Source organism: Paraburkholderia ribeironis (genome assembly GCF_900019265.1).
Taxonomy (GTDB): domain Bacteria; phylum Pseudomonadota; class Gammaproteobacteria; order Burkholderiales; family Burkholderiaceae; genus Paraburkholderia; species Paraburkholderia ribeironis.
The window spans coordinates 57,947-72,952 of the sequence record NZ_CYGX02000038.1 but is presented as its reverse complement, the minus strand read 5'-3'; the positions used below and the strand labels follow the sequence as shown (position 1 = coordinate 72,952).

15 protein-coding genes and 1 tRNA gene are annotated in these 15,006 nt (G+C 59.4%); 14 read left to right on the top strand and 2 right to left on the bottom strand.

Annotated elements, in window-relative coordinates; all coding sequences use genetic code 11:
- The first annotated feature begins 87 nt into the window (after positions 1-87).
- The 11 genes from ydfG (at position 88) to BN2475_RS17785 (ending at position 8,777) form a co-directional block, all read left to right on the top strand.
- Entirely contained in the window at positions 88-834 is a 747-nt protein-coding gene (ydfG, locus tag BN2475_RS17835) for a bifunctional NADP-dependent 3-hydroxy acid dehydrogenase/3-hydroxypropionate dehydrogenase YdfG (protein ID WP_094780829.1), read from the top strand.
- A gap of 58 nt (positions 835-892) precedes the next feature.
- Positions 893-1,372: a tol-pal system-associated acyl-CoA thioesterase gene (gene ybgC / locus BN2475_RS17830; protein ID WP_094780828.1), complete on the top strand. Its 480-nt coding sequence runs from the start codon at positions 893-895 to the stop codon at positions 1,370-1,372.
- A gap of 156 nt (positions 1,373-1,528) precedes the next feature.
- Positions 1,529-2,206, top strand: coding sequence for a protein TolQ (gene tolQ / locus BN2475_RS17825; protein WP_094780827.1), 678 nt, complete (start codon positions 1,529-1,531; stop codon positions 2,204-2,206).
- Between the two features lie 10 nt (positions 2,207-2,216).
- Positions 2,217-2,663: a protein TolR gene (gene tolR, locus BN2475_RS17820; RefSeq protein WP_094780826.1), complete on the top strand. Its 447-nt coding sequence runs from the start codon at positions 2,217-2,219 to the stop codon at positions 2,661-2,663.
- On the top strand, positions 2,660-3,664 hold the full coding sequence (tolA, locus tag BN2475_RS17815; RefSeq protein ID WP_094780825.1) for a cell envelope integrity protein TolA: 1,005 nt from the start codon (positions 2,660-2,662) through the stop codon (positions 3,662-3,664). Before tolR ends, tolA begins: the two co-directional genes overlap by 4 nt.
- A gap of 139 nt (positions 3,665-3,803) precedes the next feature.
- On the top strand, positions 3,804-5,096 hold the full coding sequence (tolB, locus tag BN2475_RS17810; RefSeq protein ID WP_094780824.1) for a Tol-Pal system beta propeller repeat protein TolB: 1,293 nt from the start codon (positions 3,804-3,806) through the stop codon (positions 5,094-5,096).
- 32 nt (positions 5,097-5,128) lie between these two features.
- Positions 5,129-5,635, top strand: coding sequence for a peptidoglycan-associated lipoprotein Pal (pal, locus tag BN2475_RS17805; RefSeq protein ID WP_094780823.1), 507 nt, complete (start codon positions 5,129-5,131; stop codon positions 5,633-5,635).
- Positions 5,636-5,655: 20 nt separating this feature from the next.
- Positions 5,656-6,405, top strand: coding sequence for a tol-pal system protein YbgF (ybgF, locus tag BN2475_RS17800; RefSeq protein ID WP_094780822.1), 750 nt, complete (start codon positions 5,656-5,658; stop codon positions 6,403-6,405).
- 194 nt (positions 6,406-6,599) lie between these two features.
- Positions 6,600-6,675 (top strand) — tRNA-Lys (locus BN2475_RS17795).
- A 99-nt stretch (positions 6,676-6,774) separates the two neighbouring features.
- Complete coding sequence (locus BN2475_RS36355; protein ID WP_342744630.1) at positions 6,775-7,113, top strand: spore coat protein U domain-containing protein; 339 nt, start codon at positions 6,775-6,777, stop codon at positions 7,111-7,113.
- 416 nt (positions 7,114-7,529) lie between these two features.
- On the top strand, positions 7,530-8,777 hold the full coding sequence (locus BN2475_RS17785; protein WP_094780821.1) for an O-antigen ligase family protein: 1,248 nt from the start codon (positions 7,530-7,532) through the stop codon (positions 8,775-8,777).
- 99 nt (positions 8,778-8,876) lie between these two features.
- Here the strand turns inward: BN2475_RS17785 and BN2475_RS17780 are convergent, their stop codons facing one another.
- The gene (locus BN2475_RS17780; protein ID WP_094780907.1) at positions 8,877-10,313 is read right to left on the bottom strand and encodes a hypothetical protein; all 1,437 of its coding nucleotides are present in this window, start codon (positions 10,311-10,313) and stop codon (positions 8,877-8,879) included.
- An 876-nt stretch (positions 10,314-11,189) separates the two neighbouring features.
- Here BN2475_RS17780 and BN2475_RS17775 point away from each other — a divergent pair.
- From BN2475_RS17775 to BN2475_RS17765, 3 genes are all read left to right on the top strand, one after another.
- A complete protein-coding gene (locus BN2475_RS17775) occupies positions 11,190-12,113 on the top strand; it encodes a class I SAM-dependent methyltransferase (protein ID WP_159444564.1) in 924 nt (307 codons plus the stop codon).
- Between the two features lie 417 nt (positions 12,114-12,530).
- The gene (locus BN2475_RS17770) at positions 12,531-12,905 is read left to right on the top strand and encodes a hypothetical protein (protein ID WP_094780819.1); all 375 of its coding nucleotides are present in this window, start codon (positions 12,531-12,533) and stop codon (positions 12,903-12,905) included.
- A 310-nt stretch (positions 12,906-13,215) separates the two neighbouring features.
- Positions 13,216-14,028 carry a mechanosensitive ion channel family protein gene (locus tag BN2475_RS17765; protein WP_094780818.1) on the top strand — a complete coding sequence of 271 codons (813 nt, stop codon included), beginning with the start codon at positions 13,216-13,218 and terminating at the stop codon, positions 14,026-14,028.
- 170 nt (positions 14,029-14,198) lie between these two features.
- On the opposite strand, the gene BN2475_RS17760 is transcribed toward BN2475_RS17765, so the two are convergent.
- Positions 14,199-14,870, bottom strand: coding sequence for a VTT domain-containing protein (locus BN2475_RS17760; protein WP_094780817.1), 672 nt, complete (start codon positions 14,868-14,870; stop codon positions 14,199-14,201).
- Positions 14,871-15,006 lie beyond the last annotated feature (136 nt).

The window sequence follows — 15,006 nt, the reverse complement described above, 5'->3', positions numbered from 1 at the left end:
CCGCTCATACGGCTGGTTCATCCTTGCCGCAGCGCCGCATTGGAAGTAGGCTTGGGGCCTTTGTCTCTTACCGACCAGGAAACTGCAATGATCGTGTTCGTCACCGGAGCGTCCGCGGGGTTCGGCGCCGCCATCGCTCGCGCTTTCGTCAAGGGCGGCCATCGCGTTGTCGCCACCGCGCGCCGCAAAGACCGTCTGCAGGCACTCGCTGACGAACTCGGCGACGCGCTTCTGCCATACGAACTCGACGTACGCGACCGCGCCGCCGTCGAAGCGGCGCCGGCGGCGCTGCCGGCCGAATTCGCCGCGATCGACGTGCTAGTCAATAACGCCGGCCTCGCACTCGGTGTCGAGCCGGCCCAGAAGGCAAGCCTCGACGAGTGGAACACCATGATCGAGACTAACTGCACGGGCCTCGTGCAGGTCACGCATGCGCTGCTGCCCGGCATGATCGAACGCAATCGCGGACATATCTTCAATCTGGGCTCGGTCGCCGGCCGCTGGCCATATGCGGGCGGCAATGTGTACGGCGCCACCAAGGCATTCGTGCGTCAGTTCAGCCTGAACCTGCGCGCCGATCTGGCCGGCACCGCGCTGCGCGTCACCGACATCGAGCCGGGCCTGTGCGGCGGCACCGAATTCTCGAACGTGCGTTTTCGCGGCGACGACGAAAAAGCCGGCAAAGTGTATGAAAACGTCCAGCCGCTGACCGCCGAAGACATCGCCGATTCGATCTACTGGATCGCCACCCGCCCGGCTCACGTCAACATCAACACGATCGAGCTGATGCCGGTGGCCCAATCGTTCGCCGGTTTGGCCATTCATCGCGGCTGAGGCCCGCCAGACGGGGCGTACACCTGGAAACTGACCGGTGGGTGTGCGTTCCGGTAAAATGCGCGGCATGAATATGTCGACCAGCCAGCCTGGCGCGGAAATTGGCTACGCGTGGCCAGTCCGCGTGTACTACGAAGATACCGATGCGGGCGGCATCGTTTTTTACGCCAATTACCTGAAATTTTTTGAACGGGCGCGCACCGAATGGCTGCGCGCGTGCGGCGTCGATCAGAATCGGCTCGCGGACGAAGCCGGCGCGATCTTCATTGTGCGCAGCACCGCCGTCGATTATCGGGCGCCGGCCCGGCTCGACGACATCGTCAAAGTTGTCAGCCGGATCGAGCGCCTCGGCAGGGCTTCGGTAGACTTCGCGCAGGAGGCATGGCGCGAGGACACGCTGCTTGCCAGCGGGTCGATCCGGGTCGGCTGTGTCGACCGCATTGCCCTGCGGCCGGCCGCGATTCCAACGACAGTACTCGCCGCCTTGCGGCGCGGGCCGCACGCGAACAACGCCGGGATGTCGACGAAGAATGGCTAAGCCTCGTTGTTACGGGCCAGTGAACTCCTACCGATCAAGCAACACCAAGCATGGTTCGGCTTGCGATGTCGCCGAAGCTTGCCGTTTTGTTCACGGCAAGCTTCGAGCGGCCTTGCAACCGGACGCCCCCTTCCCGGGACGTTAAAACGAATCTTTATGAACAATACACAAGATCTGTCGATCATTTCACTAATACTCAACGCGAGCCTGCTGGCGCAGGCCGTCATGGCTCTCCTGCTGTTGTTGTCGCTGTTGTCGTGGACTTTCATCTTCCGCAAGTGGTTTGCGATCCGCCGCGCACGCGGGCAAACTGAACAATTCGAACGCGATTTCTGGTCGGGCGGCGACCTGCAGGCGCTCTATCAAAGCGCCGCGAACAACCGCCACAGGATCGGCGCGCTTGAACGGATTTTCGAGTCCGGCATGCGCGAATTCCTCAAGGGCAAGGAAAAACGCCTGAACGACCCGGGCGCGATTCTCGACGGCGCACGCCGCGCGATGCGCGCCGCGTTTCAGCGCGAAATGGATGTGCTCGAAGCCAACCTCGCGTTTCTCGCGTCGGTCGGCTCGGTCAGCCCGTACATCGGTCTGTTCGGCACGGTGTGGGGGATCATGAATGCGTTCCGCGGCCTCGCCAACGTGCAGCAGGCTACGCTTGCGAATGTCGCGCCGGGCATCGCCGAAGCGCTGACGGCCACCGCGATCGGCCTGTTCGCCGCGATTCCGGCCGTGGTCGCCTACAACCGCTACGCGCACGACATCGACCGTCTGGCGATCCGCTTCGAGACCTTTATCGAAGAGTTCTCGAACATCCTGCAGCGCCAGGCACAGTAAGGAGGCCACGATGGCAGGCTCCCGCTCCTCCAGCATGCGCGGCTCGCGCTCACGCCGCGCGATGGCCGACATCAACGTCGTGCCGTATATCGACGTGATGCTCGTGCTGCTCGTGATCTTCATGGTGACCGCGCCGCTCGTCGCGCCGTCGATCGTCAATCTGCCGACCGTCGGTGGTGCCGCGCCGCAACAGCAGACCCCGCCCGTGATCGTAAACATTCGCGCGGACGGCAACATGAGCGTCAAATATAAGGACGATGCCGGCGTGCAGCAGCAGGAACCGATGACGAAAGCCGACCTGCGCGGCTTCATCGCTGACCGGGCGCAATCGCACCCGGATCAGCCGGTCGTGATCGCCGCCGACAAAACCGTCAAGTACGAAGCCGTGATGAACGTGATGTCCGAGCTGAAAGCCGAGGGCGTCAAGCGCGTTGGATTGCTCGTCAAATCGCAATGATCCGCAAGAACTCCGAATACCCGCTCCAGCCACCGCGTGAACGCGGCACCGGGCGAGCTTTTGCGTTCGCGCTGCTGATGCATGTGCTGCTCGGGTTCTTCCTGTACCACGGCATTCACTGGCAAAACAGTACGCCCGCTGGCGAGGAAGCCGAGCTGTGGACCGAAGTGCCGGACTCGGCGATCCCGCACCCCGTTGCACCGCCGCCGCCCGTGCCGGTCGCCCCTGCCCCGCCCGTGCGGGATGAGCAGGCTGAGATCGCGCTGCAGGAAAAGAAGCGCCAGCAACAGGAAGCGGCTCGCGAAGCGCAACTGGCCGAACAGCAGCGTCAGCAGAAACTGCGGGCTCAGCAGGAAGCCGACGCGAAACGTCAGCAGGAGCTGGCGGCCGAACAGGCGGCGCAGCTCGCCGCCCAGAAGGCCGCGTCAGCCAGGCTCAAGCAGCAACAGCAACAACAGGCCGAGAAGCTGAAACAACAGCAACTGGCCGAGCAGCAAAAACAGCAGCAGGAGCAGGAACAGAAGCAGGCCGAGGCTGAAGCGCAGAAGAAGGCTGACGCGCAGAAAGCCGCCAAGGCCAAGGCGCAAGCCGAGGCCGCGGCGCAAGCGAAGAAACAGCTCGACGCGGAACGGCGCACGCGCCTCGCACAGATGCAAGGCATGGCTGGCAGCCCAGGTTCGACCGGCAACGGCCTCGCGAAGAGTGGCACGGGCACTGGCTCGGGTGGCACGGCGGCGTCGTCAGGATTTAACGACAAGGTGCAGCGGCGCGTGCGCCCGAATGTGATCTGGTCAGGGCCGACTGAAGGTCTCGAGACCGTGGTCTCCGTGCGCTGTTCGCCGACCGGTACCTTGCTGAGCGCGTCCGTTTCGCGCAGCAGCGGTAACTCCGCGTGGGACGCCGCCGCATTGCGGGCGGTCCAACGCTCCGATCCGATGCCTCAGGACACCAATGGCAAAACGCCGGAGAGCTTCCTGATCACGCTGCGTCCGGCAGGTTGATGACAGCGCCTGTCAGTCCGTTGACGGCAAACGCCGCGCCCCCTCAGGCGCGGCCTGCTCGGGAACGAATGAATCGGTTTCCGGTCTGTCTGCTGTCGTGAAATGTTAGTAAAACCGTTTTTTGGGGAATCCATACAGCATGAGTTTGATGACCAAGCTAGGCCTGCGGACACTCGTAGCATCGTGCCTGATCGCCGTCGGCGGCGCCGCCAACGCGCAACTCAACGTCCTTGTGACGGGCGTCGGCTCCACCCAGTTTCCGATCGCCACGGCGAATTTCGCCAATGAAGCGAACTCCCCGCAGCAGGTCAGCACGATCGTGCGTCAGGATCTGCAGCGCAGCGGCAAATTCACGAATATCGACGCGGGCTCCGCGCCGGTGTCGGAGTCGGATTCCGTCGACCTCGGCGCGTGGAAGGCCAAGGGCGCCAACGCATTCGTGGCAGGCAGCGTGAACCGCCTGCCGAACGGCCAGTACGAAGTGCGCTTCAAGCTGTACGACACCGTCAAGGGCGAAAGCCTCGGCGGCCTCGTGCTGGTGAGCCCCGAAAGCGGCTTGCGCATGAGCGCGCACAAGGTTGCCGACTACATCTACGCGAAGCTGATGGGTGGTCGCGGCGCGTTCGCCACGCGCCTGTCGTATGTGATCAGGACGGGTGGCCGTTACCAGTTGCAGATCTCCGATTCGGACGGCCAGGACGCGCATATCGCGCTGTCGAGCCCCGAGCCGATCATCTCGCCGGCGTGGTCGCCTGACGGCACCAAGGTGGCTTACGTCTCGTTCGAAAAGAAGAAGCCGATCGTCTATATCCACGACCTGCCCACGGGTCGTCGCGTGGTCGTGTCGGATCAGAAAGGCAACAACAGCGCTCCGGCGTGGTCGCCGGACGGACGCACGCTCGCCGTCGCGCTGTCGCGCACGGGCAACACGCAAATTTTCGCCGTCAATGCGGACGGCAGCGGCCTGCGGCGCCTCACGCAAGGCAGCTCGATCGACACCGAACCGAGCTTCTCTCCCGATGGCCAGTCGATCTATTTCACCAGCGACCGCGGCGGCGCGCCACAAATCTATAAAATGTCGGCGCAAGGCGAAAACGCGGGCCCCGCGCAGCGCGTCACGTTCACCGGCAGCTACAACACCAGCCCGCGCGTAAGCCCGGACGGCAAAGAGCTCGCTTATATTTCGCGCGTCGGCGGCGGCTTCAAGCTGTATGTCCAGGACCTGCAGGGTGGAACCGCCACGGGCCTGACGGACACGACACATGACGAATCGCCGAGCTTCGCGGCGAACGGTCAGTACATTCTTTACGCCACACAGGTGAACGGCCGTGGCGTGTTGGCCGCAGTATCGACCGACGGTCGCACTCGGCAGGTCCTGTCCGTTCAGGGCGGCAGCGTACGCGAGCCGTCCTGGGGCCCATTCATGCAATAAAGTTGATGCAATAACACAAGGAGAGTAACCAAATGATGTCCAAACTTCGTTTCGCATTCGCCGTCCTGATGATCGGCGCGCTGGCCGCATGTCATTCGGGCGTCAAGCTCGACGAAAACGCCAACAAGGGCGCAGGATCAGCACAGCCGAATCCGAACGACGTCGCGACGGTCAACGTCGACCCGCTGAACGATCCGAACAGCCCGCTCGCCAAGCGCAGCATCTACTTCGATTTCGACAGCTATTCGGTCAAGGACGACTATCAGTCGCTGCTGCAACAACACGCGCAGTACCTGAAGAGCCATCCGCAACGCCACGTCCTGATCCAGGGCAACACCGACGAACGCGGCACCAGCGAGTACAACCTGGCACTCGGCCAGAAGCGTGCTGAAGCGGTGCGCCGTTCGCTGTCGCTGATGGGCGTGACGGACTCGCAAATGGAAGCCGTGAGCCTCGGCAAGGAAAAGCCGCAAGCTACGGGTCATGACGAAGCGTCGTGGGCACAGAACCGCCGCGGCGACCTCGTGTATCAACAGTAAGTCAACGGGTGATGAGCCGAATGACGCATCGTTTCTCCTGGCTGCGGTTTGCCGCAGCGGCCTGCGTCGCAGGCACGGTCTTCACGGCCGTGCCCGCGCATGCGGGCATCTTCGACGACGATCAGGCCCGCCAGGCCATTCTCGATCTGCGTTCGAAGACCGAAAGTTTGTCGAGCCAGCTGTCGGCCGCACAACGCACGATCCTCGACCAGTCCAACCGCCTCGACCAGCTGAATCAGCAGGTCGCGACGCTGCGCGGGCAAAACGAGGACATGGCGAATCAGCTCTCCACGCTGCAAAAGCAGCAGAAGGACTACTACACCGACCTGGACACGCGCCTGAAGAAATTCGAGCCGCAGCAGCAAACGGTGGACGGCGTCCAGGGCGAGGTGCAGCCGGGTGAAACCGATTCGTTCAATGCGGCTTCGCAGCAGTTTCGCAGCGGCGACTTCAAGAATGCGGCGACATCGTTCCGCACCTTCATCTCCAAGTACCCGAACAGCCCTTACCAGCCGACCGCGCAATACTGGCTCGGCAACGCGCTGTATGCGCTGCGCGATTACAAGGGCTCGACGGCGGTCTGGCAGGGTGTGGTGAAGAACTATCCGCAGCATCCGCGCGCACCGGAAGCGTTGCTGGCGATTGCGAACAATCAGCTTGAGCAAGGTCAGAAGGCTGCGGCCAAAAAGACGCTCGAGCAGATCGTCGCGCAGTATGCTGGCTCGGACGTCGCGCAGTCGGCTCAAAGCAAGCTGTCGCAGATCAAGTAGTCGTATCAGTTGAGTCGTTGCAGTAACGCGCAGTGTCCGAAGTCATAGCCACGCGCGCCTCTCGCAGGGAAGCCCGGGTAGCGATACCCGGGCTTTTCACAATCTGAAGTATTGGTTGAATTGCCGATAGATCGAAATGGTTGCGATGGGTTGACAGTCCAGCGGGGCTATCGCTATAATTTCGCTTCTCTTTTGGGTCGTTAGCTCAGCTGGTAGAGCAGCGGACTTTTAATCCGTTGGTCACAGGTTCGAATCCCGTACGGCCTACCAAAAGATTCAAGGGCTTGCACGCGTCAGCGTCGCAAGCCCTTTTTCTTTTGTGCAATTGCTGCGCAATCGCCCGCCGCCGCCACGGCACGGCACGCTGACATGGCACGCATACCTCGACCATATGCCCCGATTTGGAGAATGCCAGGTCCAATCTGCTCCGGGCACGTCCTGACCCGTGGGCCTCGACAATGGCCAGAATTTCGATGGCTCCATGCGCGGCATGACCGGACCGGGCGGATTCGTCCGCTATCCAGTTCTATCAGGACCCGAGCAACACTAAGGTCTGGGGCAACAATGATGCAAGCATGGTTGCAGAAACGACCGACACTTGCAGGCAACACGGCAGCCTCCCTGACCGTTTATGGCCCGGTGCCAGCGCAATCCAATCTCGCAGTCGGCGATTACATCGATACGATCGTCGTTACGCCGTACTACTAAGAAAAAGCGTTCCTGGAAACCAACGGCTTGCAGACTTCCATGCGATGGACGCTTCCTTCGCATTTCCAGCTTGCGTGATATTCGGGTGGCTCGTCCGAGCCGCGTCTCCGGCCTACGTCTGGCGTGGAAATGGCTGCACACATGTGCTACTTTTACCTGAATACTGCGACTGCCAGCGCGCAATGCAGGACACGGGTAGTGCACGACCGTTGGACCCGCTTGTCCGTTAGTTGGACGAAAGTTGCTACCTCTTTCCGATATTTGTCCAGCGGCCTTGCGGAAAGTATTCGATGGCAACAATGACCAGCACGTTCGCGTGTTCGGCAATATTTCCCACGCGTCACATGCGTCACATGCGTCACTCTGAAGACTGAACATCGTCAGTTATCTTGCGCGGCCTGTTCAAGGGAGTCGCAATGGCTTACGTATCGTTACTTGCGCTATTCCTGACCGTTACCAATCTGGTGCCCGTTAGCGCGGCCGGTTTTCTGCCGATCGTTGTCTGTTCCTGGCGTTTCTTTGGGAGAACCTATCCGAGGTTCATCACGCCGCTGACAGCCTTCACAGTTCTCGTTACGGTGTCGACCTTGCTCTACGATCCCCAGTCGTTTATAGAGTTTGATTTCTATCGGCGCGATGGCAATTTCTTCATATCGTATGCTCCGATCTTCGCCGGATGTCTCTACATGCACCGCCTCGACCTGAATAAAGTCTTGCGCGTATTCTTCGTGTTCGCCGTGATCGTCAACATACCTGCGTATGTTCATTACATTCTTCAGTCGGGCTTGCTAGCTATCTTCAAGAACCAGAACGACAGCTTTGGCAGCTACTTCATCGCACGAAATGCCGCCGGCGGCTTTTTCGCCATGCTGCTCTGCCTCGGCATGGCGTGCTACCTGCAGCAACGCAGCAAGCTGCTTCTGGTGTTACTAGGTCTCAATGCACTGATGCTGTTTTCCACCTACAGCAGAGGCTCATTGCTAGGTGCGCTCGTGGCACTTAATTACCTCTGTTTCGGCCGCAAGCGCTGGATGTTAGCCACCTTGATGACGGCCCTCATCATTAGCTCGATCGCGATGGCAATCTATCAATTCGACCCAACCGTCGACTATATGGGCCATCCGTTCTCATTTCATAACGAAGACCCGAAGGCGGCCAATTTGAGCATTCGATACGAATGGCTGTGGCCGCGCGCACTTGTCTACTTTGAGCAAAGTCCCATCGTCGGGTTAGGCTTTGGATCGTTCGATGATGAAATCCATTCGCTGGTCTCGTACTTCGGTCTGTTTGCCGTCCCCTCTGACATTGTCGTCAATCATACCGATTCCCACGCACACAATTCCTACCTTAACTTGCTCGCGGAACTCGGCATTGTGGGGCTTGCTTTAATGATTAGCTTCTATTGGAAACTTATTGACTGGAGCCAGAAAGGCGCCGCTGCTGCCGCGCTATACGGACGCGGACAAAACTTCGCGGCGCTCCGCTTTGTCGAAATCTCGTCGGTTTGCCTGCTCGTCATGTCAGCAACGGAACATCGGCTCGTTTCGCCATCGAACGTTCTGATCCTTACCCTCGTCATTTCCCTGCTTCTCGCCTGGAGGCCGTCTGGTCCGCCACTGCAAGAACCGAAGCGGGCCGCATCGAACTTGCCGGCGTTGCCCTGATCAAGGCTTCATTCAAGCGGCCGCGACACGGGTCGTATTTTTGCAAACGCCGAAAATCTGCAGGGAACAGCTGATTTCCGTTTTTCCAGCCGCCTGAAGCTACGTACGAAAGACGATGTAACCGAGATGTCCAGGGGGCTTCGCCGCCAGACCATTAACCTGGTCGGGCACTCTGAAGCGAATCTTCATATTGTCGCCGTCCCATGTCAGCACCACATCCTCGCGCGCACTCAGCGCTCCTGTCACCGCGTCGATGAACTGCACATCCGTCCGGCCAGACGCCGGCGGCCTGATGCCTGCCGCCGCCACTGTTCTCCAGCCGGGAGCAGCGGTCACCTGAATCACGATGTCGTTACCGGACCGAAGCGCACTTCCGGCCGCGTCATTGCCAAACTGGAGTGGCGTCGTGAAGTTCGAAAGCGGACCGCCCACTGTTTTTCGAAGCACGATCAGACTTCGTCCGGAGGGGTTGAAAGTCCGTTTAGGTGGACCAGGATGAGTCAGAATGAACGGCTGATAGCCGTCCCAGTGATAGATCATCGACACGAACTTATCGGGATCGTTCCAATCGCGCTTGAGCGCCCACACCGCGAAGTCAAAGAAGTAACGCGGCAGATAGTGCGGATCCTCCATATACGTGAAGCCGATCTCGGTTTGCCATACACCGCGAGCGGGCCCCTGCTTCACGTATTTCTCGTACAGCGGATCGAGATCCTTGACAGACATGTAGTGAATATCAATGTAGTCCACCCAGTCGAGCATCCTTTCATTGAACACAGGGCTTCTGTACTCGAGCCATTTGATGTAGTTATCGACGCCACCCTGGTCCGGCCAGCCGCCATAGACGACGTAAGCGTGGTGCTTGCGGATGGCGCGGGCGGCCGGTATATGAATTCGCTCTACGTAGTCTTGCATCGCGCGCTCGTACAGTCCTAAGCCCTTCCCATCAGCGTTCAAACTTGGCCCGTGCCAGAACGTCGACTGCGGCAAACCGCCAGATAGCGCGCCCGCCGCCTCGTTCCACACCTGAAAGTGCCGGACGTTAAACGGCGGCGCGGAATATGTGCGAACCACTGCGTCCACATATCGCGTCCATGCGTCGACGTCCACCGGCGCTGACTTGGTATCACCGGGCACCATTGCATTCCATTTGGCGGTATACGCAAGCAGCAGCAACGACTGGATCCCATTCCTGTTGTTGCGGATCAGAATGGATGGCAGATCCGCGCCGGCCCCACCGGTTTTGTCGACACGCATGGGGTCATTGGGCGAATTGGGCTGCCCAGGTCCTACGGCTTCGCGTCCCCAACTGATGCCCATTTCACGCCATATGGCTATGTCGGTGGCCGATGCGGCCCACCCATTGGCACCGATCATTTCTGTGATCCTGCGGCCACCCGTGGCACTCGAACCGGATCCCGACGGAGTCGCCAGCGCAGGCTGCAACGCTGCCCCCGTCAGCGCGGCAAGCATCCGCAAAATGCGCCGCCTGTGCGCGTCGCACTTGATGCGATGGTTCCGCCGGGCCGTGAACATCGGAAAACCGGTCGACGGTCGTAACGTGGGGTTCGGTTCGAGAGGTTCGGAGCCGGGCATCATGACAGGCACGCGCGATTCGTCCACGTCCAGGTGATGATCAATTCTTTCTTCTGGAAACGCGAAAAGTGTCGAAACCATCGGCCGCATCTTCATAAGTGTTGAATAGCAGATCAGACAGAGCAGAACTTTTTCGGAAGACCATGCGGCACATCGTAGATGTTCACTTCATGAACAATAACGATCTGCCCGTCTTTGATGAGACGATCGGTATTGCAATGGTTCGCCAATATCAATTCACTTGCTGCGAGAGGAAGCGCAATATGCTTGTGCAACTCGCCTTGCACCACAAGAACCGCCGTCGCGGGCTTCAGCGGAGCGTCAAGCCCAACCGTGTCCGCGATTCAGATAAACCGCATTCTGCCGCGCGACGCGCATGCAGTCCGTTTAGCCTGAAGGGCCAGTGCAGGATGCCGCCTCCCACCGGGCGGCACTGAAGCACTGAAGCATAATCGCAGCAGACGTCGCTGAGGATCAGAGGCCGAAATTCGGGTGCAATTGGCCGATTCCGCGGAGGCCGTTACAACGTGCGCCGCACCGAAGTCTGATGGTTGTTGTCGCAGAAAAGATTTGGATGGCCTGCTCTTGCGAGCAAGGACTCTCGAGCCTCTTAGCGGACAATCTCTTCCACCAGAAAATTCCGCCATATACCCGGAATAACCAGCCAACGCTCTCTTCAGACCGATCGGTGCACTATGCTGAATCGCGTTGAGTAACGTTGCAATGCGGATAATCAGCGTCAATGTCTGTCACCCCATTCATCTGACAGCAAGCTTGCTCCAACCGCGCCACGATACGCACGAGCTTGAATGTGCGATGCAAGCGTCATCACCAGTTCCGATAACAATTATCAATTGGCTCGTCCATCAGAAAAAATATAGCGAGGCGATGTCTGTCACCCAGATAGCCGAGTCCGCCACGACAGGCAAGCGTCCTACGGACGGCCGTTCATGCAACCGTGCGTCAACGTCTCAGACCGAACGCAATCACTCGGAAATTGAAATGATGAAAAATCGAATTCAACAGCAATGGGAAGCGCTTGGGACTGACGATCCTTACTGGGCCGTTCTCTCGGACCCCGGGAAGCAGCATGGCGGATGGGACAAGAAGGAATTTTTCCAGACCGGAGCAAATGAGATCGAAGACATTCTGACCAAAGCTTCGTCTCTTGGCGTTGATCTGCAATTTGGGCTTGCGCTCGATTATGGATGCGGTGTCGGCCGGTTAAGCCGAGCGCTTTCGACACGGTTTCAGCGCGTCCTGGGTATCGATATTTCAGATGCCATGCTGACCGAAGCCAGGTCTGCCAACGCCGGCTTCGACAACATCCAGTTCTTGCGCAACAACGGCACCGACCTGCCGGGCGTTGTAGATAAAAGTGTCGATTTCATTTACAGCAATATCGTTCTTCAGCATTCACCTAGAAAAACCCAGCAATCATTGATCAAGGAATTTTGCCGCGTTCTACGTCCAGGAGGAATCCTGATCTTCCAAACACCTGCGCGCCAGAATTTGATGACCATTAAAGGGGCTCTCCATTTCTTATTGGGCAATCGCGTTCTAAACATCGGAAGAACCATGAAGTATGGGAAAGCGCGCGTCATGGAGATGCATACGTTCGCGAAGAATGATGTATTGGACACTCTCCGCAAGGAAGAAATGTCGCCTTTGAAAATAGATCGGTATGATACTGCCGGGAAGGCGTTTATCAGCTACATCTACTTTGTCACAAAACACTAGTCGAGGCGGAGAACCTCGGCATCGTCCGCATGTGGCGGGAACCGCAGCGTCCCGGTGATGCGCGCCCGCGCCGGCTCGAAAACCACCCAACCTGATTGACCTACGCGAGCACGCATTGCGTTCGCCGCGCACCCGTCGAAGGGTCAATAGCGCGACCAAATGCAAACATCCATCTGCATTCCTCACAATCAGATCGACACATTCCTACAGTACCAGTCAACGTTTCGCACAAAAAAATTACGCCTTTACCACGCCCACGTCGGTCACATAGACGGACCTTCGATTGACTCTGAGCCAGGTCATTTATCGAGACAAAAAGTTATGCGATGATCGCCGCCGATCCAGCCAGACACGGCGGACCTTGCGTCAGCAGACGCTGCTGCAACGGGCGGCGCTCCACGTTCTCATTGAACCGATATGGCCAATTTTCTGTTCGATCTCGTCTCGAACTTTGCTTTATTCGTGATCGTTTTGATCGCATGTGGTCTGCACAACCGGTTCAGTTCCGGTCCCGCACTCAATGGCTTGCCTGTTTTCACCGCGCTGGCATTGAGCGCGCTCGCTCTCGATGCCGCGCTGACCTTCCTCGTGTTCGCCGATGCGCGCAACCGCTACAGCCAGTTCAGCGCGCCCGCCGCATTCTTGCAACGTGCCGGCGCCTATGTGCTCGCTATCGTCGCCGCTTTCGCGTGGCACTATGTTGCGCACCGCAAGCGCCCGGCGAAAGCCAGCGCTGACGAGACTGTCGTCATTCACACCTCGCCGTATTCGGAATCGCATCTGCGCATCTAGCCAATGCGCATCGGCATGAGTCGGGTCCGGCCATCGGCCGCCACGCGACCCGAACCAATGCACGGCCGAACCGAACACGTACTCCGGAGCACCGCAAGCGCCAACGCCTTCAAGGCGGTTACCAAAACGCCGTCTGTGCCGCCAGTGCGCCCGTGCATCGCACTGGAACGGTCCTTGCGGATGCGTACGCCGTCTCCTATAACTTCCGAAGAATGCGTGATACGAGCTGCGTCCGTCGCTGCCCATTTGCCGCTGTATTGCACCACTGTCGTTCAATCAGTCGAAGGCAACTTATCCAACGAGGCACATCTTGAATCTCGATACCGTACGCGTGTTCGTCATGACCCGAGGCATCGACCTCGGCACCAAGGTCGTCGGAGCGATCGTCCTGTGGATCGTCGGCCGCTGGATCATCGGGCTGATCGCAGGCTTGGTGCGCAAGGTGCTCGCGCGCAGCGGCCGGGTCGATCCCACGCTCGCTCATTATCTCGGCTCGATCTTGAGCGGGCTGCTGAACCTGCTGCTGATCCTCGCGATTCTGGAGGTGTTCGGCGTCCAGACGACTTCGTTCGCCGCATTGCTCGCCGGCCTCGGCCTCGCGATCGGTACAGCCTGGGGCGGCCTGCTGGCTCACTTCGCAGCCGGCGTCTTCATGCAGGTGCTGCGGCCATTCAGGGTCGGCGACTTCGTCACCGCGGGAGGCATCACCGGCACGGTCACGGAGCTGGGTCTGTTCGGCACCACCATCGTGACGCCGGACAACGTGACGACCATTGTCGGCAACAACAAGATTTTCTCCGACACGATCGCGAACTACAGCGTGTTGCCGGTGCGGCGCGTCGAGCTGACCGCGAAAATCGCCAACGGCGTCGACCCGGCCGATGCGATCAACCGATTGAAGGCGGCCATCACGCGGATTCCCAACGTGGCCCAGAGCCCCGCGCCCGACATCGAAGTGTTGAGCTTCACGCCGGAAGGCCCCCTGCTGTGCGTGCGGCCGTACACGCCCAATGAACATTACTGGCAGGTCTATTTCGACACCAATCGGGCGATCGTCCAGGCGTTCAAGGACGCCGGCTATCCGACGCCGGAAACACCGCTGGCACCGCGAGCGGTCCAATAGGCCCGATTCAGATCGCTCCCGATCGAGGGAAAGTTCGCGCTGCTGCGGTGATTCAGCATCACGAATAGAAAAGGCGTCGCGAGATTTGCGACGCCTTCTGTCCATGTGACTGCGTGCCCAACTGCGTGTCCAACTGCGTGTCCAACTGCGTGTCCAGTTGCGCTACCGTATCAACGACTGCCTGCGTTGGCCCCGTGCTTACGCACCATCTTCCATAGCGCGCCGAACAGAATCGGCACGATCGCTGCACCAATCCCGACCAGCACGATCACGTTCAGATACTGACGAATGAACGGAATGTTGCCGAAGAAGTAGCCGAGCAGCACGAGCAACAACACCCACAGCAGCGCACCGATAAAGTTGAAGAACTGAAACCGCCTGAAGGTCATCGCCGATGCGCCTGCCACGAACGGCGCGAAGGTTCGCACCACCGGAATGAAACGCGCCAGCACGATCGTCTTGCCGCCGTGCCTTTCATAAAAGTCATGGGTCTTCTGCAGCGCGCGGCGGTCGAGAAAGCGTTCGAGCACAGGGATGTGCGAATTGAACACTCTCGGCCCGATCGCTCGCCCGATCAGATAGTTGAGCGTGTTGCCGCTGATGGCCGCGATCAGCAGCAACACGATCAGCGCACCGAGGTGCAACTGGCCGGTCGCGCAGAAAGCGCCGCCGATAAACAGCAGCGAATCGCCCGGCAGAAACGGCAGAATAACCAGCCCGGTTTCACTGAACACGATCAGAAACAGCACCGCATAAACCCAGGCGCCGTACACGTGAATAAAGTCTCCGAGGAACTTGTCGATGTGCAAGACAAGGTTGGCGAAATGTAGCAACGTGTCCAAGGAGCATCCTCTGTTGAGCAAATGTGAGCGTGGCGGAAGCGGCCGTGTGCGGGCCTGCGAACGATCGCGGCGAGCGCCCGCCGCCGGAAATTGACCGCGTCATGATACAGAAAGTGCCCGCACGACATCGAAAATC